Source organism: Nesterenkonia sandarakina (assembly GCF_003003175.1).
In the GTDB taxonomy this organism is placed as follows: domain Bacteria; phylum Actinomycetota; class Actinomycetes; order Actinomycetales; family Micrococcaceae; genus Nesterenkonia; species Nesterenkonia sandarakina_A.
Genome location: NZ_PVTY01000011.1, coordinates 35137 through 57090, shown reverse-complemented (window position 1 = coordinate 57090; position 21954 = coordinate 35137). Strand labels below are relative to the sequence as shown.

Here is a 21954-nt window from a genome sequence, read left to right as displayed (position 1 = left end):
CGCTCCCCGGCAGCGAGAAACATATTACCCATATTCCGGACCGGATGCCTAATCGTGGGCCCGCGCCGGGATCCCCCAGAGCCCGGTCTGGCCTTGCCTGCACCCGGTGACCCCAGTTCACCGCATCAACCCTAGTATTGGAGGGTTATGTCTGAGCCCAGAACAGCCCGTCGCGAGACCTGGTCCGCGCAAGATCTCGCCTATCCCGCCGCGCTTCCCGTCAGCGGCGAGCGCGAACGCATCCTCAAGGCCCTCACCGATCACCAGGTCATCGTCGTCGCCGGCGAGACCGGCTCCGGCAAGACCACCCAGCTGCCGAAGATGGTCCTGGAGCTGGGGCTGCACAACCAGGGCATGATCGGTCACACCCAGCCGCGCAGGCTCGCGGCCCGGACCGTGGCCGAGCGGCTCGCCGAGGAGCTCGGCACCTCGGTGGGTCGCGACATCGGCTACCAGGTCAGGTTCAACGCCGAGGTCTCGGGCTCCACCGCGGTGAAGCTCATGACCGACGGCATCCTGCTCGCCGAGATCCAGCGGGACCCGGCGCTGAAGCGCTACTCAGCGATCATCATCGACGAGGCCCATGAGCGGAGCCTCAACATCGACGTGATCCTGGGCTACCTGCGTCGACTGCTCCCCACCCGGCCTGACCTGAAGGTCATCGTCACCTCCGCCACGATCGATCCGGAGCGCTTCGCCCGGCACTTCAGCCAGGACCCGGAGACCTGGACCCGGGAGACCTCGGACGTGCCGATCATCGAGGTCTCCGGACGGACCTATCCGGTGGAGATCCGGTACCGCCCGGTGAACCCGGAGGCGGAGCTCGAGGACTTCGACGAGTCCGAGCACTTCGGGGAGACCGAGGACGGGGGCTCCCGCAGCCCCGGACCCCGCGGGGGCGGCTCCCCGGCCTCACGTCCCGGCGCGAAGACCCCTGCGCCGAGCAGCGCCGCGGATGAGGAGCGAGACCTCCTCGACGCGGTCAGCGACGCCGTCCTCGAGCTCGCCGGTGAGCCCGACGGCGACATGCTGATCTTCTTCCCCGGCGAGCGCGAGATCCGTGACGCCGCGGAGGCGCTGACCGAGACCGTCTCCGGTGACCGGCGGCTGCGCGGCTCGGAGATCCTGCCGCTCTTCGGCCGGCTCTCCATGGCCGAGCAGAAGCGGGTCTTCTCCCCCGGCGGCCGACGTCGGATCGTGCTGGCCACCAACGTGGCCGAGACCTCGCTGACCGTGCCCGGGATCAAGTACGTGATCGACACCGGCACCGCCAGGATCTCGCGCTACTCCACCCGCACCAAGGTCCAACGGCTGCCCATCGAAGCCATCTCCCAGGCCAGCGCCAACCAGCGCTCCGGACGGTCCGGGCGCACCAGCGACGGCATCGCGATCCGGCTGTACTCCCAGGAGGACTTCGACTCCCGCCCAGCCTTCACCGACCCCGAGATCCTGCGCACCTCCCTGGCCTCGGTGCTGCTGCAGATGTCCTCCATGGGCATCACCCGCAGCCCCGAGGAGCTGCTGGACTTCCCCTTCGTGCAGAAGCCCGACTCCAAGGCGGTCAACGACGCCGTCCGGCTGCTCACCGAGCTCGGCGCGCTCAGCCTCAAGGCCGAGTCCCCGCAGAAGGGCCAGGAGGGTCAGCAGGGTCGAAAGGGTTCGGGCACCAGTTCGGTGACCCCGGTGGGACGCATGCTCTCCCAGCTGCCGGTCGACCCGCGCATGGCCCGGATGATGGTCGAGGCCGCCCGCCGCGACTGCCTGCCCGAGGTCACCGTGCTCACCGCCGCCCTCTCCATCCAGGATCCGCGGGAGCGGCCCGCGGAGAAGCGGGCACAGGCCGATGAGCTGCACTCCCGGTTCAAGGATGAGAACTCCGACTTCTCCGCACTGCTGAACCTCTGGCGCTACCTCCAGGACAAGCAGACCGAGCTCTCCGGCAACCAGTTCAGGAAGCTCTGCCACCGCGAGCACCTGAACTACCTGCGAGTGCGCGAATGGCAGGAGCTGGTCAGCCAGCTCACCGAGATCGCCGAGCAGGTGGAGTTCAGCGGCAAGGGCCCGGGCCGGCGTGCCGGCTCCGGGGGACGACGGGGCAAGAAGCTGCCCGCGGTGGACCCTGCGGCCAAGCACGACCAGATCCACCAGTCGCTGCTCTCCGGGCTGCTCAGCCACGTGGGCCTCTACAACCCTCGCACCCGGGACTATCAGGGCGCCCGCGGCACCCGCTTCGCGGTCTTCCCCGGCTCGCACCTGTTCAAGAAGAACCACGACTGGGTGATGGCCAGCGAGCTGGTGGAGACCTCCCGGCTCTGGGCGCGCTCGGTGGCGAAGATCGACCCGGCCTGGGTCGAGGAGCTCGCCCCGCACCTGGTGAAGACCAGCCATTCGGAGCCGCGCTGGTCCGCCCGGCAGGGCGCCGTGGTGGCCACCGAGAAGGTCACGCTCTTCGGGGTTCCGGTGATCGCCGACCGGCAGGTCCTCTACTCCAAGGTCGACCCCGAGTACAGCCGGGAGCTGTTCATCCAGCGCGCTCTGGTCGACGGCGAATGGTCCACCCGGCACCACTTCGACCGGCGCAACCGGGAGCGCTTCGCGGAGCTCGACGAGCTGGAGAACCGCACCCGACGCAAGGATCTGCGCGCCTCCGACGAGGAGCTGTTCAGCTTCTTCGACGCGCGGGTCCCGGCGAACATCGTTTCGCAGCGGCACTTCGACTCCTGGTGGAAGACCCAGCGCCTGGAGACCCCGGAGCTGCTGGACCTCACCGACGTCGAGCTCATGGCCCAGGCCGCCGAAGAGCTCGACATCGACTCCTATCCGGAGCATTTCGACCACGACGGCCTGAACCTCGAGCTGCAGTACGAGTTCAACCCCACCCGGTACACCGCCGAGAGCGGCTCCTCTCCCAGCGCCGCGGCCGACGGCGTCACGGTCCGGATCCCGGTGGTGTTCCTCAACCAGCTCCAGCCTGAACGCTTTGACTGGCTGATCCCCGGGCTGCGCACCGAGCTGATCACCGCGCTGATCCGCAACATGCCCAAGCCGGTGCGGAAGAACTTCGTTCCGGCCCCCGACGTCGCGGAGAAGGCCCGGACCCTGTTGGAGCAGGACTACACCCCGGGCGTGGACTCGCTGACCGCGTCGCTGGCCGCAGTGCTGCGGCAGCTCAAGGGCCATGTGGTCGACCCGCAGGTCTTCGACACCAGTGCGCTGCCGGAGCACCTGCGGTTCACCTTCGCGGTGATCAGTGAGCGGGGTCGGGTCCTGGACAGCGGCTTCGACCTGCGGGAGCTGCAGATCCGGTTCTCCGCGGAGAACCGCGAGGCCATCGGGCGCAGCCTCTCCGAGGAGCCGAGCTCGAAGGGCGGGAAGCCGACGCCGCAGCCGGCACGCGCGACGGGGCCCGCTCAGAGCGGTTCGCGGTCCCCGCAGGGCGCGGGCGCCCGGAACGGCCGCGGGAAGCAGCAGAAGGCACCTGCGTCCACAGTCTCGGCACCCGCGGGCAAGCAGCGGCAGCGGACCTGGACCTTCGGGGATCTGCCGCGCGAGATCACCACGGTGGTCGCGGGACGCCAGATCACCGGCTATCCCGCGCTGGTCCCGGCCGGCGGCGCCGACGGGGTCTCCTACTCGATCCAGGACTCGGCCGCGGAACAGGCGAGGGTGCACCGGGCCGGCGTCGTCGCGCTGCTGCGGGAGGTGCTGCCCTCCCCGCAGCGGTATGTGCTGGATCATCTGAGCAACCGGGAGCGGCTGGCGTTCAGCCAGTCACCGCATGGGACCGTGGAATCGCTGGTCTCCGATGCGACCATGGCGGCACTGGCGCATCTGGTGCCCGCGGAGCTGCCGTTCGGCGCGGCCGAGTTCGAGACGATCGCGCGGCACTGCCGGGCCGAGCTGATCGAGACGGTGCTGCGGCTCACGGACGTGCTGGCGCAGATCCTCAGCCTCTCCACCGAGCTCGGCGCCCGGCTGGAGCGGGTCAGCTCCTCGGCGCTGAAGGCCGCGCGCAGCGATATGACCGCCCAGCTTCAGCAGCTGGTCTATCCGGGCTTCGTCACAGCCACGGGTCAGGCGCAGCTGCAGCATATGCCGCGCTACCTGCAGGCGATCAAGACCCGGCTGGACCGGCTGGAGTCAGGACAGGGTCTGACCCGGGACGCCCAGGACATGGCGGCGGTGCAGGAGCTGGAGGACGAGTACGACGCCGCCCTGGAGGCGGTGCCGGCCCAGCTGCCGGTGCCCGCAGAGCTGGCAGCCGTGAAATGGATGATCGAGGAGTTCCGGGTGAACCTCTTCGCCCAGCAGCTCGGGACCGCGCAGACGGTCTCGGTCAAGCGGATCCGCCGCGCGATCAAGACCGCACGCCGATAGCGGAATCGTCCCGAGGGCGGTGCCCCGGAGAAGCGAACTGGACCGGAGTCAGTCCTGCTCGGCCGGGACGTGCTCGGCGTCGCCCATCAGGCGCAGCGCGACCCGGAGCTTCTCCGCGGACTCGTCCATCCGGGACTGGTCCGGGTCGTCGTCGGCCTGGGCGAAGCTGTGATCGGCCATCGAGTTCGAGGGCCAGACGTGCAGGTGCAGGTGGGGCACCTCGAACCCGGCGATGCTCAGCCCCGCCCGCTCGGAGCCGAAGGCCTCCACCTGGGCCTTGCCGATGCGATGGGCCACATGGAACAGATGCGCCATGAGCTGGCCCTCGGCGTCGGTCCACTTGTCGAGCTCCTGACGCGGCACCACCAGGGTGTGGCCGTAGGCCAGCGGGGCGATGGAGAGGAACCCGACGCAGGTCTCGTCCTGCCACACGAAGCGACCTGGGATCTCACCGGCGATGATCTTGCTGAAGACTGTGCTCATGCTCCCACTCTAAGGGTGACTGCTAGTCTGGAGCGAGCATGAACGAGACAACCTCCACCCCTCCGGCGCGCGGTCGATCCACGCGTCAGAAGCGCGCCGTCTGGGCCGCGCTGCACTCCCTGGATGACTTCGTCAGCGCCCAGGATCTGCACAAGATCCTCGACGGTCGCGGCGAGAAGGTCTCACTGGCCACGGTGTACCGGGTGCTGCAGTCCCACCAGGAGGAGGGCCTGGTCGACGTGCTGCGCCCCGATGACGGCGAAGCGATCTTCCGGCTCTGTGAGCGCGAGGAGCACCACCATCACCTGGTCTGCCGCTCCTGCGGCCTCACGGTGGAGTTCGAGGCCCCGGCCATCGAGGACTGGGCGACCACGCTCGCGAACCAGCATGACTTCACCGAGGTCCGGCACACGCTGGAGATCTTCGGACTCTGCGCCAGCTGCGCCGCCATCGCCCGCAGCTGAGGCTCGGGCGGTCAGAAGGTCGAGTCGAGCGCTCCGGCGGTCACCGGGTCAGGCGGTCAGCGGCCAGGAGGTCAGCACGGCGGCGGATCGGCGTCGACGGTTGCGGCCGCCGCGCCCCAGCAGCACGCAGATCACGTAGATCACGAAGGAGATCGTGGTGATGTAGGGGCTGATCGGCACGGTGCCGGTGATCGCGAGCATGATCCCGCCCACCGAGGAGATCAGCGCGAAGAGCATCGAGAGCAGGACCGCGAGATAGGGCCGCACGGTGACCTTCAGCGCAGCCGCCGCCGGCACCACCAGCAGCGCGAGCACCAGCAGCGCCCCCACCACCTGGACCGACATCGCGACGGCGATGCCCAGCAGCACCATGAAGACCATCGAGAGCAGGTTGACGTGGACCCCGCGGGCCCGGGCGAGCTGCGGATCCACCGAGGCGAACATCAGCGGGCGCCAGATCAGCAGCAGCACGATGCTGATCACCATCGCACCGGTCACCAGGGTCTGGGTCTGGACGTCGTCCACCCCGACGATCTGTCCGGTGAGCAGCCCGAACTTGTTCGCGCTGCGCCCCTGGTAGAGCGAGAGGAAGAGGATGCCCAGGCCGAGGCCGAAGGGCATCAGCACCCCGGTCACCGCGGAGGTGTCGCGGTCCTTGAGGCTGAGCACCCCGATCAGCACCGAGGCCGCGACGGCGCCCAGCGCGGATCCGGCGACCACGTCGACGCCGATCAGCAGCGCCAGCGCCGCGCCGGCGAAGGAGATCTCGGCGATGCCGTGGACCACCAGAGCGGTCCGGCGGAGCATGATGAAGACTCCGATCAGGCCGCCCATCAGGCCCAGCACCCCGGCGGTGATCACCGAGTTTCGAACCAGGGAGAACAGCTCCCAGTAGCCTTCGGTGGTGAATGAGCTGGTCAGCGTCTCCATCATGGCAGCGTCAGCTCCTCGGGGTGGCAGTGGCCGCCCTCGTCGTGGGCGGACATGACCAGCAGCCGGCCCTTGTGCTCGATGACGTCCACGGATGAGCCGTAGAGCTCCGAGAGCACCTCGGAGCGCATCACCTCGGCGGTGGTGCCGATCCGGTACTGGCCGCGGGCGAAGTAGAGCACCCGATCGACGTGTTCGATCACCGGGTTGATCTCGTGGGTCACGAAGACCACGGCGGAGCCGCGCTCCACGGCCTGGCGGCGGATGAGCTCGGTGACGGCCTGCTGATGATGGAGGTCCAGCGAGTGCAGCGGCTCGTCGCACAGCAGCACGGCGGGGTTCGAGGCCAGCGCCTGCGCGGCGCGCAGTCGCTGCTGCTCGCCGCCGGAGAGCAGCCCCACCGGCATGTTGGCGTAGGCGGTGGCCCCGACGGCCTCGAGGAGCTCATCGACCCGGCGGCGCAGCGCCCGGTGGTGCAGGCGGATGCCGAAGCGGTGCCCGTCCAGGCCCAGAGCGACCATGTCGCGGGCGCGCATCGGGGTCTCTTCGGGCATGGTCTGCTGCTGCGGGATGTAGCCGACCCGGCTGCTGCCGCGGCGCACCGGGGCGCCGGCGATCTCGGCCGACCCGGAGCTGAGCTTGGTCAGTCCCAGCAGCACCTTGAGGAAGGTCGACTTTCCGGCGCCGTTGGGGCCCAGCACGGCGAGGAACTCCCCCGGCGCAAGGTCCAGGTCGAGTCCCTCCCAGAGGGTGCGTCCGCTGAATCCCACGCCGGCGTCGCGCAGCGTCACCAGCGGCGCGGCGGGAGAAGACCCGGCCGCCCGCGAACCGGTGGCCCGCGAACCGGTGGCCGACGGAGCGGCGGGCGATGAACCAGGTGATGCGGACTCCGGCGACGCTGACTCAGGGGCCGGTGGCGTGGCTGACGCTGACTCAGCCACGCGACTCCTCGACCATGGTCTCCACGGCGGTGATGTTGGCGTCCATCCATTCCAGGTAGGAGCCGTGCTCCTGGGGAATCGTCTCGTTGAAGTCCAGGACGGCGACGTCGGCAGCCTCGGCGGCCTCGCGGATCTGAGCGGACTGGTTGGTCTCGGTCTGCGGGTTGTAGGAGAGCAGATCGATCTCCTCATCGGCCGCGGCGCTCAGCGCCTGCTGGTAGAGCCGGGCCGAGACGTCGTCGCCGTGTTCGACGGCGGCCAGGAACTGCTGGTCCGTGGCGTCCTCGAAGCCGGCGTCGGTGAGCAGGAACTGCGAGACGGCCTCGGTGGCCAGGAAGCTCATGCCTTCGGCATCGATGGCGCGGTTGCGCTCATCCAGGGCATCGATCTCTGCGGCCAGGGCCGCGGCGTTGTCCTGGTAGAGCTCGGCGTTGTCCGGGGACACCTCGCCCATATGGGCGCTGAAGTCCTGGGCGAAGTCGCTCATCGCGGCGAGGTCGTACCAGATGTGCTCGTTGACGAAGTCTCCGGAGTGGTCGTGGCCTTCGTGCGCGTCCCCATGCTCCTCGTCAGCGTGCGCGTCCTCGGCATCCTCATCTTCGGCGTGGTCAGCGTGCGCGTCCTCGGCATGCGCGTCGTCGTCGGCGTGCTCATCTTCGGCATGGTCCTCGTCGCCGTCGTGCTCGGCGTGCGCGTTCTCGCCCTCGATGAGCTGGTAGACCGCGTCCTCCTTCTCGGAGGTGGCGGCCAGTCGGGTCAGGAAGGGGTCGTATCCGCCGCCGTTGGCGAGGATCACGTCCGCGCCGTCGACGGTGAGCCGGTCCTGCGGGGTGGCCTCATAGGAGTGCGGGTCCGCCGCGGGGTTGTCCACCAGCGCGGTGACCTCGGCGGTGTCGCCGAGGATCTGCTGGGCCAGGTCGGCGTAGACGTCGGTGGAGGTGACCACGGTCAGTGTGCCGCCCGCCGCTGCCGAGCCGCCGTCGTCGTCGGTCGAGCCTGCGGAGCCGGTGCAGGCACTGAGCAGCAGGGTCGTGGCGCCCAGGAGGGCGGCGGAGGGAAGCAGACGGGAGGCAGGCATGGGTCGTACTTTCTAGTGGGGGGACGCCGCGGAGGGCATGGGCAGCTGGGACCAGCGTACGGCCAGACCTAGTTGAGAACAAATCTCAACTAGGTCGAGGTTCGGCCCGGCTGGACCGGTTCAGCCCTCTTCGGCGGCGACGGTGTGCCGGCGGCGCGAGTCCCAGGACTGGGTCGCGTCGTGGATCTCTCCGACGAGCACCTCCAGCACGTCTTCGAGGAACAGGATGCCGCGGGTGACGCCCTCGGCGTCGATCACGCGGGCCAGGTGGGAGCCGGTGCGCTGCATCTGCCCCAGGCAGGCTTCGATCTCATCGGTGAGCGCCATATTGCCCAGCGAGCGGACCACGGTGACCGGGATCGGCGCGGAGGACGCGGCAGCGGGCAGGCTCATCACGTCCTTGAGGTGCACGTAGCCGGTGTAGACGTCCTGGTCGTCGGTGGTGACGAAGCGGGAGAACCCGGTGCGCCCGACGGCCTTCTCCACCTTGCGCGGGGTCACGTCCACCGGCAGGGTGATCACCTCATCGACCGGGATCATCACCTCCGCGGCGGTGTAGTCGCTGAACTGCATCGCCCCGGCGATGATTCCGGCGTCGTCGCGCACCGTGCCGCCGCGCTTGGACTCCGCCACGATGGACTCCATCTCCTCCAGGGTGAAGGTGGAGACCACCTCGTCGCGCGGGGTGACCCCGAAGGCGCGCAGCACCAGGTTCGCGGTGAGGTTCAGCGCCCAGATCAGCGGCATCAGGAGCCGATAGAGGAAGACCATCGGCGGAGCGAGCAGCAGCACCGCACGGTCGGCCACGGAGACGGCGGCGTTCTTGGGGACCATCTCTCCGACGGTGACGTGCAGGAAGGAAACCAGCGCCAGGGCGATGATGAAGGCGATCACGCTGGCGGCGGTGTAGCTCAGCCCGAAGGAGGTCAGCGGGTCGGTGAGCAGGTGGTGGATCGCTGGCTCGGAGACCATCAGGATCAGCAGCGAGCACACGGTGATGCCCAGCTGCGCGATGGCCAGCATCTGCGAGACGTGCTCCATCGCGTAGAGCGCGGTCTTGGCGCGGGCAGACCCGGCCTCGGCCTTCGGCTCGATCTGGCTGCGCCGGGCGCTCATCACCGCGAACTCGCCGCCGACGAAGAAGGCGTTGGCCGCGAGCAGGATCACCAGCCAGATGATGCCCATCAGGTCGGGGTTCATCGTCGTTCACCCCTTTCGCGGGCGTAGCGGACATGGTCCGCACGGTCCTCGGCCAGCTTCTCGGCCCGGGCCGCGGCATGCTGCAGCGCGGCGTCGCGGGCTCTGGGATCCGGGGTGAAGCAGAGCCGGTCGATCCGACGGCCCTCGACCCCGACGACGGCGAGCCTGCCGCCGTCGACCTCGACGGCGTCACCCAGGCCGGCCACCCGGCCCAGGGTGAGCAGCATGAAGCCCGCCACGGTCTCGTAGGCCGGATGCTCCGGGATGGAGAGCTCCAGGATCTGGGCGTTGATCTCGTCCGGGCGCAGCAGACCGGGGAAGATCCAGTCGCCGGAGGCGCTCTGCAGCACCCCGGGGGCGATCCGGTCATGCTCATCGGCGACCTCGCCGACGATCTCCTCGATCAGGTCCTCCAGGGTGACCACCCCGGAGGTGCCGCCATATTCGTCCTCGACGATGGCCACCTGAAGCGAGGCCTCGCGCAGCACCGGGAGCAGCGCGTCGAGGTGGATGGTCTCGGGCACCCGCGTGATCTCGGACATCACGGTGGCCGCGACCAGGCCCTGGCGCTTCTCGCGGGGCACGGCCACGGCCTTCTTCACGTGGGTGACGCCGCGGACGTCGTCGACGCTCTCGCCCAGGACCGGGAACCGGGAGAACCCGGTCTGCCGGGCCAGATCGATGAGCGTGTCCAGCGAGGAGTCGGCGTCGATGCTGGCCATCCGCGGACGCGGGGTCATCACATCGGCCGCGGTCTGGTCGGAGAAGCGCAGCGTGCGGTCCAGGAAGGTCGCGGTGCTCTCATCGAGGGTGCCCAGCATGGCGGAGCGGCGGACCATCGAGGAGAGCTCCTCGGGGGTGCGGGCTCCGGAGAGCTCCTCCTTGACCTCCAGGCCGAAGCGGTGGAGGACCTTGTTGGAGAAGCCGTTGAGCACGACGATCAGCGGCCGGAACACCGCGGTGAAGACCAGCTGCGGCTTCGCCAGCACCCGGCCCACGCGGAACGCCTCGGCGATCGCGAGGTTCTTCGGCACCAGCTCGCCGATGATCATCGTGACCATGGTCGCGATGATCAGGGCCAGGGTGATCGAGACCGCGGAGAGCGCCTGATCGGGCACGCCGAGGGCCTCGAGCGGGCCTGCCAGCAGCGCGCCCAGCGCGGGCTCGGCCACGTAGCCGGTGAGCAGAGTGGTCAGGGTGATGCCCAGCTGGCACGAGGAGAGCTGGGTGGAGAGCGACTTCAGGCAGCGCATCACCGCGGGAGCGGACTTGTCCCCGCGATCGATCGCATGCTGGACGGTGGGCTGGTCCAGCGCGACCAGCGAGAACTCGACGGCGACGAAGAACCCGGTGCCCAGGATGAGCAGGAATCCCAGGCCGAGCAGGATCAGTTCCACTTAGCGCAGCCACCCCGAGTCCGGGATCTGCGCAGGTGGACCGGGGATGAGGTGGGGGCCGTGGCCGGGTTGTCGATACTCCATGAGATCACAGAGCTTACCGCTGGTTCACCAGGAACCGGAAAGCGGCTTGCCCTCCTCGTATCCGGCGGCAGACTGGACTCCGGCGACGGCGCGCTGGCGGAACTCGTGCAGCGAGTCGGCGCCGGCATAGGTCATCGCGGACCGCACCCCGGCCGTGATGGAGTCCAGCAGGTCCTCGACGCCGGGCTTCGCCGGGTCCAGGTACATCTGCGAGGTGGAGATGCCCTCCTCGAAGATCGACTTCCGGGCCCGGGCGAAGGCGCTCTCGGCGGCGGTGCGGTTCTGCACGGCGCGCGAAGAGGCCATTCCGAAGCTCTCCTTATAGCGCCGACCGTCGACGCCGGTGAGCATGTCTCCCGGGGACTCGTAGGTCCCGGCGAACCAGGACCCGACCATCACCTGGGAGGCGCCCGCGGCCAGGGCCAGGGCGATGTCGCGCGGATAGCGCACTCCCCCGTCGGCCCAGACGTGCTTGCCCATCTCCCGGGCGGCCGCGGCGCATTCGAGCACCGCGGAGAACTGCGGGCGGCCCACGGCTGTCATCATCCGGGTGGTGCACATCGCGCCCGGTCCGACGCCGACCTTCGCGATGTCGGCGCCGCCCTCGATGAGCTCGCGCACGCCCTCGGCGGTGACCACGTTGCCGGCCACGATCGGGATCTGCAGTCCGGAGGACTCCACGGCGGCCCGCACCGCGGCGAGGGCTTCGAACATCTTCTGCTGGTGCCCGTGGGCGGTGTCGACCACGAGCACGTCGACTCCGGCGCCGAGCAGCGCCTCGGTCTTGCCGGCGACATCGCCGTTGATGCCCACAGCTGCGGCCACCTTCAGCCGGGACGCCGCGTCGAGGTTGGGCCGGTAGAGCGTGGAGCGCAGCGCGCCGCGCGGGGTGAGCACCCCGGCGAGCGTGCCGTCGGAGGTGGTGACCGGGGCGTACTCGGCGCCGGCGGCGTCCATCGCGATGAAGGCCTGCTCCAGGCCGGCGTCGGTGAGCACCTCCTCGGCGGTGAAGCGCAGCGGGGGCATCCGCATCACCGAGGCCACCGAGGAGAACCGGTCGACGCCGAGTCCGTCGCTGGCGGTGACCACGCCGGCCAGGCGCAGATCCTCGTCGACCACGCAGACGGCGTCGTGGTTGCGCTTGTCCAGCAGGTGCAGCACATCGAGCATGGTGTCGTTGGGCTGGACCTTCAGGGCGGTCTCCAGCACCGGGTGACAGGACTTGACCCAGTCGGTGACCTCGCGGATGACCTCCAGCGGCACGTCCTGGGGCAGCACGCCCAGGCCGCCGCGGCGGGCCATGGTCTCGACCATGCGACGTCCCGTGACGGCGGTCATGTTCGCGGCGACCACCGGAATGGTGGACCCGGTGGGATCCTCCGCGGAGAGGTCAACGCTCATCCGGGACTGGGTGTGGGATCGCGAAGGCACGAGGAACACGTCGGAGTAGGTCAGATCGGTGATCGGTTCGTTCAGGAATCTCACGGGGATCCGCGCCCTTCGTAGTGCTGGTGATGATGCGCACCGCCAGGTCAGTCCTGCGGTGTAGCCGCTGAGGAAGCGGCCCCTGACACGATACCGTGGCTGGTGGCGGCACGGTGCATATAGTCACTATGCTTGGACGAGGTGAAGATCCACGTGCACGAAGCTGTGCCGGATAACTACACAACACAATGGAAGAGGCGTATCCACAGTGCCAGAGCTAACGTCCAGCCGTCTTGCCGAGGAATTCCCGGGAAACGAATGGTTGGTCGCCGACATATACGACAAGTTCAAGGACGATCCGGATTCGGTGGATCGGAAGTGGGCTGAGATCTTCCGCCAGCTCGAGGGCGACGGTGGTAACCGACCGTCCGGCACATCTTCGGCCCCCGCACCGACGGCGTCCACCCCTGCGGCGCCGAAGTCCTCATCCGGCAAGGACGCCGGATCCGGCAGCAACGGTGCCGCGAAGCCTGCGCCCAAGTCCGCGCCGAAGCCGTCAGCGGACTCCAGCCCCAGTGCGGAGAACCAGCGCGCCTCCACCAGCGAGACCACGCCGGCCACCGCCACCCCTGCCGAGCCCTCGCAGTCGCAGAAGCCTGCCGGTGAGAAGGGCCGCTCCGGCAGCAAGCCGGTGGCCCCGCGGAATCCGACGACGAAGAAGTCCGAGGGCTCCTCCGGCACTCCGATCCCCTCCGAGCCCTCTGCCGCGAAGGCCGAGTCGGAGAAGAAGGAGGCCAAGGAGGACAAGGTGGTGCCGCTGAAGGGCATCTCCAAGGCCATCGCGGCGAACATGGATGCCTCGCTGACGGTGCCCACCGCCACCACGGTGCGTGCGGTTCCCGCCAAGCTGCTCATCGACAACCGCACCGTGATCAACAATCACCTCAAGCGGACCCGCGGCGGCAAGGTCTCCTTCACCCACGTGATCGGCTACGCCCTGCTCAAGGCGCTGCGCCAGCACCCGTCGATGAACGTCACCTATGACGTGCAGGACAACAAGCCGGTGGCGGTGCACCCGGCCCATGTGAACTTCGGCCTGGCCATCGACATGCCCCGGCCCGACGGCACCCGCGCGCTGGTGGTGCCGAACATGAAGGCCGCCGAGGAGATGAGCTTCACCGAGTTCTGGGCCGCCTACGACGACGTCGTCAAGCGCGCCCGGGACAACAAGCTCACCCCCGGGGACTACGCCGGGACCACCGTCTCGCTGACCAACCCCGGCGGCATCGGCACCGTGCACTCGGTGCCGCGGCTCTCCAAGGGCCAGGCCGTGATCGTCGGTGTGGGCGCGCTGGAGTACCCCGCCGAGTTTCAGGGCGCCTCGGAGAAGACGCTGAACAACCTGGCGGTCTCGAAGGTCATCACACTGACCTCGACCTATGACCACCGCGTCATCCAGGGCGCCGGGTCCGGCGAGTTCCTCAAGACCATCCACGAGTACCTGCTCGGCAAGCACGGGTTCTACGAGGAGATCTTCGAGGCGCTCCGGATCCCGTATGAGCCGATCCACTGGTCCGCGGACATCCAGGTCAACCCGGAGGACCAGATCAACAAGGTCGCCCGGATCCAGCAGCTGATCCACTCCTACCGGGTGCGCGGTCACCTGATGGCCTCGGTGGACCCGCTGGAGTACCAGATGCGCAGCCACCCGGACCTCGACATCGAGACCCACGGGCTGACCCTCTGGGACCTGGATCGGGAATGGCCCACCGGAGGCTTCGGCGGCAAGTCGATGCTGCCGCTGCGCAACATCCTCGGCGTGCTGCGCGACACCTACTGCCGCAGCACCGGCGTGGAGTACATGCACATCCAGTCCCCCGAGGAACGCCAGTGGTTCCAGGACGAGATCGAGCACCCCTATGAGAAGCCCACCCGGGATGAGCAGTTCCGGATCCTGGGCCGGCTCAACGCCGCGGAGGCGTTCGAGACCTTCCTGCAGACCAAGTTCGTCGGTCAGAAGCGCTTCTCGCTGGAGGGCGGCGAATCGCTGATCCCGCTGCTGGACACGATCCTCTCCGAGGCGGCCGACGAGGGCCTCGACGAGGTCGCGATCGGCATGGCCCACCGCGGACGCATCAACGTGCTCACCAACATCGCCGGCAAGACCCACGCACAGGTCTTCCGCGAGTTCGAGGGCCGCGAGGCCGGCACCGGCTCGGGGGACGTGAAGTACCACCTGGGCACCCGCGGCTCGTTCACCTCCGACCGCGGCAACTCGACCAGCGTGTACCTCGCGGCGAACCCCTCGCACCTGGAGGCGGTCAACCCCGTCCTCGAGGGTGTGGTGCGCGCCAAGCAGGATCGGATCAACCAGGGCGCCGACGCGCTGAACTCCTTCTCCGTGATGCCGCTGCTGGTCCACGGCGATGCGGCGTTCGCCGGTCAGGGCGTGGTCGCGGAGACGCTGAACATGTCCCAGCTGCGCGGCTACCGCACCGGCGGCACCGTGCACGTGGTCGTGAACAACCAGGTCGGCTTCACCACCGCGCCCTCGGCCGCCCGGTCCATGACCTACTCCACGGATATGGCCAAGGCCATCCAGGCGCCGATCTTCCACGTCAACGCCGATGATCCGGAGTCGGTGGCCCGGGTGGCGCAGCTGTCCTTCCGGTACCGCCAGCGGTTCAACAAGGATGTCGTGATCGACCTGGTCTGCTACCGCCGACGCGGTCACAACGAGGGTGACGATCCCTCGATGACCCAGCCCAAGATGTACAACCTGGTCGAGGCCAAGCGGACCACGCGCCGGCTCTACACCGAGGCGCTGGTCGGACGTGGCGACATCACCCAGGAAGAGGCCGATCAGGCGCTGCGCGACTTCCGTCAGCGGCTGGAGCGGGTCTTCACCGAGACCCACGCCGCCCAGACGCAGCCGATCTCGACCGCCGACCCCGAAGCCTCCGGCACCCGGGGCATGGCCCCGACGGCCTCAGAGGACGAGACCACCATGCCGGATCGGGAAGGCACCGACACCAAGATCACCGAGGACGCCCTGGCGCACATCGGTGAGGTGCACACCAACATCCCGGAGAGCTTCACCCCGCACCCGAAGCTGAAGTCGCTGCTGGAGAAGCGGGCCAAGATGGCCCGCGAAGGCGGCATCGACTGGGGCTTCGCGGAGGTCGCGGCCTTCGGCTCGCTGCTCATGGAGGGCACCGAGGTCCGCCTGGCCGGTCAGGACTCGCGCCGCGGCACCTTCGTGCAGCGCCACGCGGTCTTCCACGACCGGGTCAACGGCGACGAGTGGTACCCGCTGAAGAACCTGACCGAGGATCAGGCCCGGTTCTTCATCTATGACTCGCTGCTCTCCGAATACGGCGCACTGGGCTTCGAATACGGCTACTCGGTGGAGAACCCGAACGCGCTGGTGCTCTGGGAGGCTCAGTTCGGCGACTTCGTCAACGGCGCCCAGATCATCATCGACGAGTTCATCGCGACCGCCCAGCAGAAGTGGGGCCAGAACTCCTCGGTGGTCATGCTGCTCCCGCACGGCTATGAGGGTCAGGGACCGGATCATTCGTCAGGCCGTCCGGAGCGCTTCCTGCAGCTCTGCGCTGAGGACAACATGACCGTGGTCCTGCCCTCCTCGGGCGCGAACTACTTCCACCTGCTGCGCCGTCAGGCAGTGGCGCGTCCGCGTCGCCCGCTGATCGTCTTCTCCCCGAAGCAGCTGCTCCGGCTCAAGGCAGCGGCGAACTCGGTGGAGGACTTCACCACCGGGACCTTCCAGGAGGTCATCCCGGACCGCGATGTCGACGCCGCGAAGGTCAAGCGGGTCCTGATCGTCTCCGGACGGCTCTACTACGACCTGATCGCCACCCGGAACAAGCACAAGGACGAGACCACCGCGATCGTGCGGCTCGAGCAGCTCTACCCGATGCCCGTCGAAGAGCTGCAGGCCGAGCTGGACCGCTACTCCTCGGCTGAGGAGGTCGTCTACGCCCAGGACGAGCCGATCAACCAGGGTCCGTGGCCGTTCCTCGGGATGAACCTGCGTCCGCTGCTCAAGCAGGAGCTGAAGCTGGTCTCCCGCGCTGAGTCTGCCGCCACCTCGGTGGGACAGGCCAAGCGTCACGCCAAGGAGCTGGAGGGCCTGCTGAGCAAGGCCTTCCCGCACCTGGACCTGTGAGCTGATGGAACACTCCACTCAGGATCTCAGAGCCGCAGCCTCCGGTCATCGGCGCCACGTGCGCCTCGTCGCCCTGGGCGACGAGCTGCTCAGCGGCGTCGGTGACCCCCGAGCTCTCGGGTGGTTCGGTCGGGTGCTCTCCAAGACCCCGATCGACGGACTCACCCTTGAGCACTATGCCCTCGCCATGCCCGGTGAGGGCACCGAGGCGCTCTCCGAGCGGTGGCAGGACGAGGCGGTGGCCCGGTTCTCCGCGGCCACGACCGACGGCAGCACGCCGGAACGTCATCTGGTCATCGCGCTCAATGACACCGACCTCTACAGCGCCACCTCCTCGGCCCGTTCCCGGCTGAACCTCGCGAACATCCTGGACCGGGCCTCCCAGGAGGGCATCCGGTGCCTGGTCCTCGGGCCGGTGCCGACCCTCGACGCGGAGCGCAACCAGCGGATCTCGGAGCTCAACGCCGCCTACCGGGATGTGGCCTCACGCCGGTCACATGTCTACGTGGACGCGTACGCGCCGCTGGTCAGCCACGAACAGTGGCGCAGCGACCTCGCTGCGAACGGGGGTCTGCCCGGACAGGCAGGCTACGGCCTGATCGCCTGGCTGGTGCTGCACCGCGGGTGGTATCCGTGGTTAGGGCTGCAGGAGCCCGTGGCCTAGAATTATCTCCAGCCGACGAAAGGAGTTCATCATGAGCAAGCGTGGACGCAAGCGCAGCGCTCGTCGCAAGAAGAACGCCAACCACGGCAAGCGCCCCAACTCCTGATCTCAGTGATCTAAGGCTCTTGCTGCGGTGGACGCTTCTCGAAGCGGCAGCGCAGAAACACAGAACCCCCTGCAGAGAATCTCTGCAGGGGGTTCTGTCGTACCTGGTGTCAGCTCAGCGCTGGTCGTCGTCCTGCTGGTGTCCAGCCTCGACGCGGATCTGGCTGATCCGCTCCAGGATGGTGACCTTCAGCGTCTCCGGGGCGCGTTCCGCGCAGGAGCGGCGGACCACGGTGCGGATGATGCACTCGAGGTCGTAGTCGTTGGCGCACTCCGGGCAGGCATGCAGGTGGGCCTCGACCTCACCGATGTCCTCCCGGCTCAGCGCGCCGTCGGCGTATTCGTAGATCCGCTCCATGCGGGTCTGCTGCTCGGTGCAGTCCCCGTCCTTGCAGTTCTCGTCGAGCCACTTGCCGGGGCTGACCTCGGTGGTCTGGCTCTGTTCAGAATCGTTCATCGTTTGGCCTCCTGCTTCTTGAAGCCACGTTCGCGGGCGTAGTCACTGAGGAGTTCGCGCAGCAGCTTCCTGCCGCGGTGGAGTCGGGACATCACCGTGCCGATCGGGATGTTCATGATCTCGGCGACCTCTTTATAGGCGAATCCTTCGACGTCGGAGAAGTAGACCGCCAGGCGGAACTCCTCGGGGATCTGCTGAAGCGCGTCCTTGACGTCGGAGTCGGGCAGGTGATCCAGCGCCTCTGCCTCGGCCGAGCGCAGACCTGAAGAGGTGTGCTCCGCGGCCTGGGCCATCTGCCAGTCCTCCACGGTGTCCGTGTTGGCCTGCAGCGGCTGGCGCTGCTTCTTCCGGTAGATGTTGATGTAGGTGTTGGTGAGGATGCGGTAGAGCCAGGCCTTGAGATTCGTGCCCGGCTTGTACTGGTGGAACGCGGAGTACGCCTTGGTGTAGGCCTCCTGCACCAGGTCCTCAGCATCTTGGGGATTGCGCGTCATCCGCATGGCGGCGGAGTACAGCTGGTCCACGTACTGGAGAGCCTCGCTCTCGAAACGCACGCGACGCTGTTGTTCTGTCTCTTCGGCGACGACGACGCTGCTCGAATCTGCATCTGTGCCGGTGGCTGCGGGCTTTTCCATCACTGATGAGTCTACTCGCACCGCGCACACCGTTCGTCGGACGTCACGCGCAGGGGCGCGGACGCGTCTTGGGGTGAGAGTCGGTGTGGTCATACCTGGGACAACGACGACGCCGCGCTGTGCATTCCTGGGAACGCCGCATCTGCGTGCCGGTGCCGCTCGGCGCCGGCTGATTCCCCCCCCCCGACCGCCCGTGAGGCCCGCCGATTCCCGTGACAGCCCTGATTGGGTAGATTGGACCTTGAACGATGCTTCAGCGCCACACTCCTACAGGAGGACACTATGTCTCTGCTTCGTAAATTCGCCCGCCCACTGCTGGGCGCGAGCTTCATCGCCAGCGGTGTCGACCGCCTGCGCAACACCGATGAGGCCTCGGCGAGGATCGAGTCCACCCTCGAGGAGATCGGCTCCCTTCTCCCCCAGGCTGAGCCCCTGGTCTCCAACGCCAAGCTCACCACCCAGGTCCTGGGCGGGGTGGAGGTCGTCGCCGGCGTCGCACTGGCCGTGGGCCGCTTCCCGCGCGCCTCGGCGCTGATGCTGGCCGGCGTGCACAAGTTCAACAGCTACGCCGAGTACCGCAACGCAGAGGTCGAGAACGACGCCGATGTCACTGCACAGCGCAGCACCCTGCTGAAGAACGCCTCGATCCTCGGCGGCCTGACCCTGGCCATGGTGGATCTCGACGGCAAGCCCTCGCTGTCCTGGCGCGCCGAGCACCTGGCGAAGACCACCCGCAAGAAGGGCGCCAAGTTCGGCGACAAGACCTTCAAGTGGGCCGATGGGGTCGGCGGCGACGCGACCAAGAAGATCCGCAGCTTCGAGAAGAACGCCAAGAAGAACTTCCAGCGCGCCGAGAAGGACGCCCTGAAGGCGATCACCAACGCGTCCAAGGGAGCCGACAAGGGCATCAAGTCCGCCAAGAAGAAGGTCGGAGCTTAGAACCTAGCGACGTGAGCACTACATCTACACCCGCTGCATCGGTGCCCCCGCAGCCGTGGCCTGCGCCACGGGCGGGGGCACCTCTGCGCGCAGAGGTCACCGTTCCCGGATCCAAGTCCCTGACCAACCGGTATCTGCTGCTGGCCGCCCTGGCCGATGGCCCCTCGGTGGTCATCAATCCGCTGCAGTCCCGCGACTCCCGGCTGATGCTCGACGCGCTGACGGTGCTGGGCAGCACCGTGGAACATCTTCAGGACTGGGAGGACTCCGGGGTCTCCGCCGTGCGGATCTCCCCGCTTCCGGCGCTCTCCGGCGGCGCCGCTTCCGATGCCGAGCACAGCCCCGCGGCTGAGCGCAGTTCCCAGGCTTCCCGCGCCTCGGATGCCGGCGCCGAGCTGAGCATCGACTGCGGACTTGCCGGCACCGTGATGCGCTTCATGCCCGCGGTGGCCGCACTGACCGGAGCCCGGGTCCACTTCGACGGCGACCCTGAGGCCCGCGTGCGCCCGATGGGTGCGGTCCAGCACGGACTGCGCGACCTCGGCGTCGAGATCACCGGCCCCGGCGCCCCCGCACCTGGCGGCGAGGGCCACCTTCCCTTCACCGTGCATGCCCCGGAGGGCATCACCGGCGAAGAGATCACCATCGACGCCTCGGCCTCCTCCCAGTTCGTCTCCGGTCTGCTGCTCACCGCGGCCCGGATGCCGCGCGGCCTCACGCTGCGTCACATCGGCGAATCGGTCCCCTCGCTGGAACACGTGGAGATGACCCTCCAGGTGCTCGCGCAGGTCGGCGTGAAGGTCAGCACCCCGGCGAAGCACACCTGGCGCGTGGAACCCGGAGGCATCCCTGCCTTCAACGTCCGCGTGGAGCCCGACCTCTCCAACGCCGGCCCCTTCCTCTGCGCCGCCGTCGTCACCGGCGGAGAGGTGACGATGCGTGGCTGGCCGATCGCCTCCACCCAGATCGGGCGCCGCTGGACCGACCTGCTCCCAGCCTTCGGCGCGCAGGTCGACGAGGAGCCCGAGACCCCGACCACCGTGACGCTGCGCGTGCGCGGCACCACGCTGCGCACCCCGGGCACCGTGGACGGCACTGCCGAGCTGACCCCCACCGTGGCGGCCCTCGCCGCGCTGTGCCAGGAACCCACCCTGTTCACCTCGGTGGGGCATCTGCGCGGCCACGAGACCGACCGGATCGCCGCGCTCGTGGCCGAGATCCGCCGGCTCGGCGGCTCGGCGGAGGAGACCGAGGATGGCTTCAAGGTCACCGCCCCGGTCACCCACGGCGGACTGGTGCGCAGCTACGCCGATCACCGGATGGCCACCTTCGGCGCGGTGCTGGGCCTGGTGGTCGATGACATCGAGGTCGAAGACATCGCCTGCACCGCCAAGACCATGCCCGACTTCCCGAAGCTCTGGGCCGGGCTCCTGGCCGAGACCTCCCTGCCGGGGCGGCACGGATGAACCGCTGGGCCGACTGGGACGAGTCCCACGTGCGGGTGCGCCCGAACAAGAAGGGCACCCGCCCCCGGACCAAGGAGTCCCCGGACTACGCCGACGCCGAGCTGGGCCGGGTCGTGACCGTGGACCGCGGACGCTACACGGTGCGCCTGGAGGACCCCGACGGCGGTGAGCGTATCATCTCAGCGGTGCGCGCCCGCGCGATGCGCCGCACCCCGGTGGTCCCCGGTGACATCGTGGGACTGGTCGGCGACACCACCGGCGACGAGGGCTCGCTGGCCCGGCTGATCCGGATCCAGGAGCGCACCACGCTGCTGCGCCGCAGCGCCGAGGACACCGACGACGCCGAGCGGGTGATCGTCGCCAACGCCGACCAGCTGCTGATCGTCGTGGCGGCCGCAGATCCGGCCCCGCGCACCGGGTTCATCGACCGCGCCCTGGTCGCCGCCTACGACGCCGGCATCACCCCGATCCTGCTGGTCACCAAGGCCGACCTGGTCGAGGACCCGACCGATCCTGCCGGGCTGATCAGCCACTACGCCGAGCTGGACCTGCAGACCGTCGTCTCCCAGCAGGCGGCAGGCACCGCCTCCGGCACCCCCACGCTCGACGACGCCGCCGTCGTCGCGCTGCGCGTATCGCTGACCGAACGGGTCACCGCCATGATCGGGCACTCCGGGGTGGGCAAGTCCACCATGGTCAACGCGCTGACCGGCGCGGACCGCGCCACCAGCGGGGTCAACGCAGTCACCGGGCGCGGGCGGCACACCTCCTCCTCCGCCGTCGCCCTGAACCTGGAGCCCACCAACTCCCTGGATGTGGCCACGGCGCGCAGCTCCTGGATCATCGACACCCCGGGCGTGCGCACCTTCGGCCTGGCCCACGTCGCCCCCGACGACGTGCTCGGCGCCTTCTCCGACCTGGTCGAGGGCTCCGCGGCGTGCGAACCGGGGTGCGCGCACATCTCCCCCGAGGGCGGCTGCGCCCTGGACGCGTGGGTGGCGGACGGGCACGCCGGTGACCACGGCGCCGCCCGGCTGGCCTCGCTGCGCGGACTGATCCGGTCCATGGCGGGCACCGAGGACGGCCCGGAAGAGAAGCGGCTCGGCGCGTAAGCGCGTGA

17 protein-coding genes are annotated in these 21954 nt (G+C 68.7%); 8 read left to right on the top strand and 9 right to left on the bottom strand.

What is annotated here, in order from left to right:
* The first annotated feature begins 147 nt into the window (after positions 1-147).
* Complete coding sequence (gene hrpA / locus BCL67_RS10235; RefSeq protein ID WP_106123346.1) at positions 148-4377, top strand: ATP-dependent RNA helicase HrpA; 4230 nt, start codon at positions 148-150, stop codon at positions 4375-4377.
* A 48-nt stretch (positions 4378-4425) separates the two neighbouring features.
* Here hrpA and BCL67_RS10230 read toward each other — a convergent pair whose 3' ends face one another.
* Positions 4426-4860, bottom strand: a complete 435-nt coding sequence (locus BCL67_RS10230; RefSeq protein WP_106123345.1) for an HIT family protein — start codon at positions 4858-4860, stop codon at positions 4426-4428.
* 38 nt (positions 4861-4898) lie between these two features.
* On the opposite strand from BCL67_RS10230, the gene BCL67_RS10225 reads away from it, so the two are divergent.
* Positions 4899-5324: a Fur family transcriptional regulator gene (locus BCL67_RS10225; protein WP_106123344.1), complete on the top strand. Its 426-nt coding sequence runs from the start codon at positions 4899-4901 to the stop codon at positions 5322-5324.
* A 48-nt stretch (positions 5325-5372) separates the two neighbouring features.
* Here the strand turns inward: BCL67_RS10225 and BCL67_RS10220 are convergent, their stop codons facing one another.
* The 6 genes from BCL67_RS10220 to BCL67_RS10195 all read right to left on the bottom strand — a co-directional run bounded on the left by BCL67_RS10220 (position 5373) and on the right by BCL67_RS10195 (position 12439).
* Positions 5373-6254 carry a metal ABC transporter permease gene (locus tag BCL67_RS10220; protein ID WP_106123405.1) on the bottom strand — a complete coding sequence of 294 codons (882 nt, stop codon included), beginning with the start codon at positions 6252-6254 and terminating at the stop codon, positions 5373-5375.
* The gene (locus BCL67_RS10215) at positions 6254-7045 is read right to left on the bottom strand and encodes a metal ABC transporter ATP-binding protein (protein ID WP_106123343.1); all 792 of its coding nucleotides are present in this window, start codon (positions 7043-7045) and stop codon (positions 6254-6256) included. Before BCL67_RS10215 ends, BCL67_RS10220 begins: the two co-directional genes overlap by 1 nt.
* Positions 7046-7187: 142 nt before the next feature.
* Positions 7188-8273 (bottom strand): metal ABC transporter solute-binding protein, Zn/Mn family, encoded by a 1086-nt coding sequence (locus BCL67_RS10210; RefSeq protein ID WP_106123342.1) that lies wholly within the window; start codon positions 8271-8273, stop codon positions 7188-7190.
* A 120-nt stretch (positions 8274-8393) separates the two neighbouring features.
* Positions 8394-9473: a hemolysin family protein gene (locus tag BCL67_RS10205; RefSeq protein ID WP_106123341.1), complete on the bottom strand. Its 1080-nt coding sequence runs from the start codon at positions 9471-9473 to the stop codon at positions 8394-8396.
* The gene (locus BCL67_RS10200) at positions 9470-10870 is read right to left on the bottom strand and encodes a hemolysin family protein (RefSeq protein WP_106123340.1); all 1401 of its coding nucleotides are present in this window, start codon (positions 10868-10870) and stop codon (positions 9470-9472) included. Before BCL67_RS10200 ends, BCL67_RS10205 begins: the two co-directional genes overlap by 4 nt.
* A 108-nt stretch (positions 10871-10978) precedes the next feature.
* Complete coding sequence (locus BCL67_RS10195; RefSeq protein WP_106123339.1) at positions 10979-12439, bottom strand: GMP reductase; 1461 nt, start codon at positions 12437-12439, stop codon at positions 10979-10981.
* A gap of 208 nt (positions 12440-12647) precedes the next feature.
* Between BCL67_RS10195 and BCL67_RS10190 the strand changes: the two genes are divergently transcribed.
* The 3 genes from BCL67_RS10190 to BCL67_RS15985 are packed head-to-tail and all read left to right on the top strand — an operon-like array spanning position 12648 to position 17338.
* Positions 12648-16568, top strand: a complete 3921-nt coding sequence (locus BCL67_RS10190) for a multifunctional oxoglutarate decarboxylase/oxoglutarate dehydrogenase thiamine pyrophosphate-binding subunit/dihydrolipoyllysine-residue succinyltransferase subunit (protein ID WP_106123338.1) — start codon at positions 12648-12650, stop codon at positions 16566-16568.
* Positions 16569-16572: 4 nt separating this feature from the next.
* Positions 16573-17232: a GDSL-type esterase/lipase family protein gene (locus BCL67_RS10185; RefSeq protein ID WP_106123337.1), complete on the top strand. Its 660-nt coding sequence runs from the start codon at positions 16573-16575 to the stop codon at positions 17230-17232.
* Positions 17233-17263: 31 nt separating this feature from the next.
* Positions 17264-17338: a 50S ribosomal protein bL37 gene (locus BCL67_RS15985; protein WP_369699669.1), complete on the top strand. Its 75-nt coding sequence runs from the start codon at positions 17264-17266 to the stop codon at positions 17336-17338.
* 114 nt (positions 17339-17452) lie between these two features.
* On the opposite strand, the gene rsrA is transcribed toward BCL67_RS15985, so the two are convergent.
* The gene (gene rsrA / locus BCL67_RS10180) at positions 17453-17695 is read right to left on the bottom strand and encodes a mycothiol system anti-sigma-R factor (protein WP_374955646.1); all 243 of its coding nucleotides are present in this window, start codon (positions 17693-17695) and stop codon (positions 17453-17455) included.
* Between the two features lie 95 nt (positions 17696-17790).
* On the bottom strand, positions 17791-18522 hold the full coding sequence (locus BCL67_RS10175) for a sigma-70 family RNA polymerase sigma factor (protein WP_374955645.1): 732 nt from the start codon (positions 18520-18522) through the stop codon (positions 17791-17793).
* Between the two features lie 189 nt (positions 18523-18711).
* Here BCL67_RS10175 and BCL67_RS10170 point away from each other — a divergent pair, with 189 nt between their 5' ends.
* From BCL67_RS10170 to rsgA, 3 genes are read left to right on the top strand one after another with little or no spacing between them, the layout of a single operon-like run.
* The gene (locus BCL67_RS10170; RefSeq protein WP_106123334.1) at positions 18712-19368 is read left to right on the top strand and encodes a DoxX family protein; all 657 of its coding nucleotides are present in this window, start codon (positions 18712-18714) and stop codon (positions 19366-19368) included.
* Positions 19369-19379: 11 nt separating this feature from the next.
* Positions 19380-20834, top strand: coding sequence for a 3-phosphoshikimate 1-carboxyvinyltransferase (gene aroA / locus BCL67_RS10165; protein WP_106123333.1), 1455 nt, complete (start codon positions 19380-19382; stop codon positions 20832-20834).
* Entirely contained in the window at positions 20831-21946 is a 1116-nt protein-coding gene (gene rsgA / locus BCL67_RS10160) for a ribosome small subunit-dependent GTPase A (protein ID WP_106123332.1), read from the top strand. Before aroA ends, rsgA begins: the two co-directional genes overlap by 4 nt.
* The last annotated feature ends 8 nt before the right edge of the window (positions 21947-21954 follow it).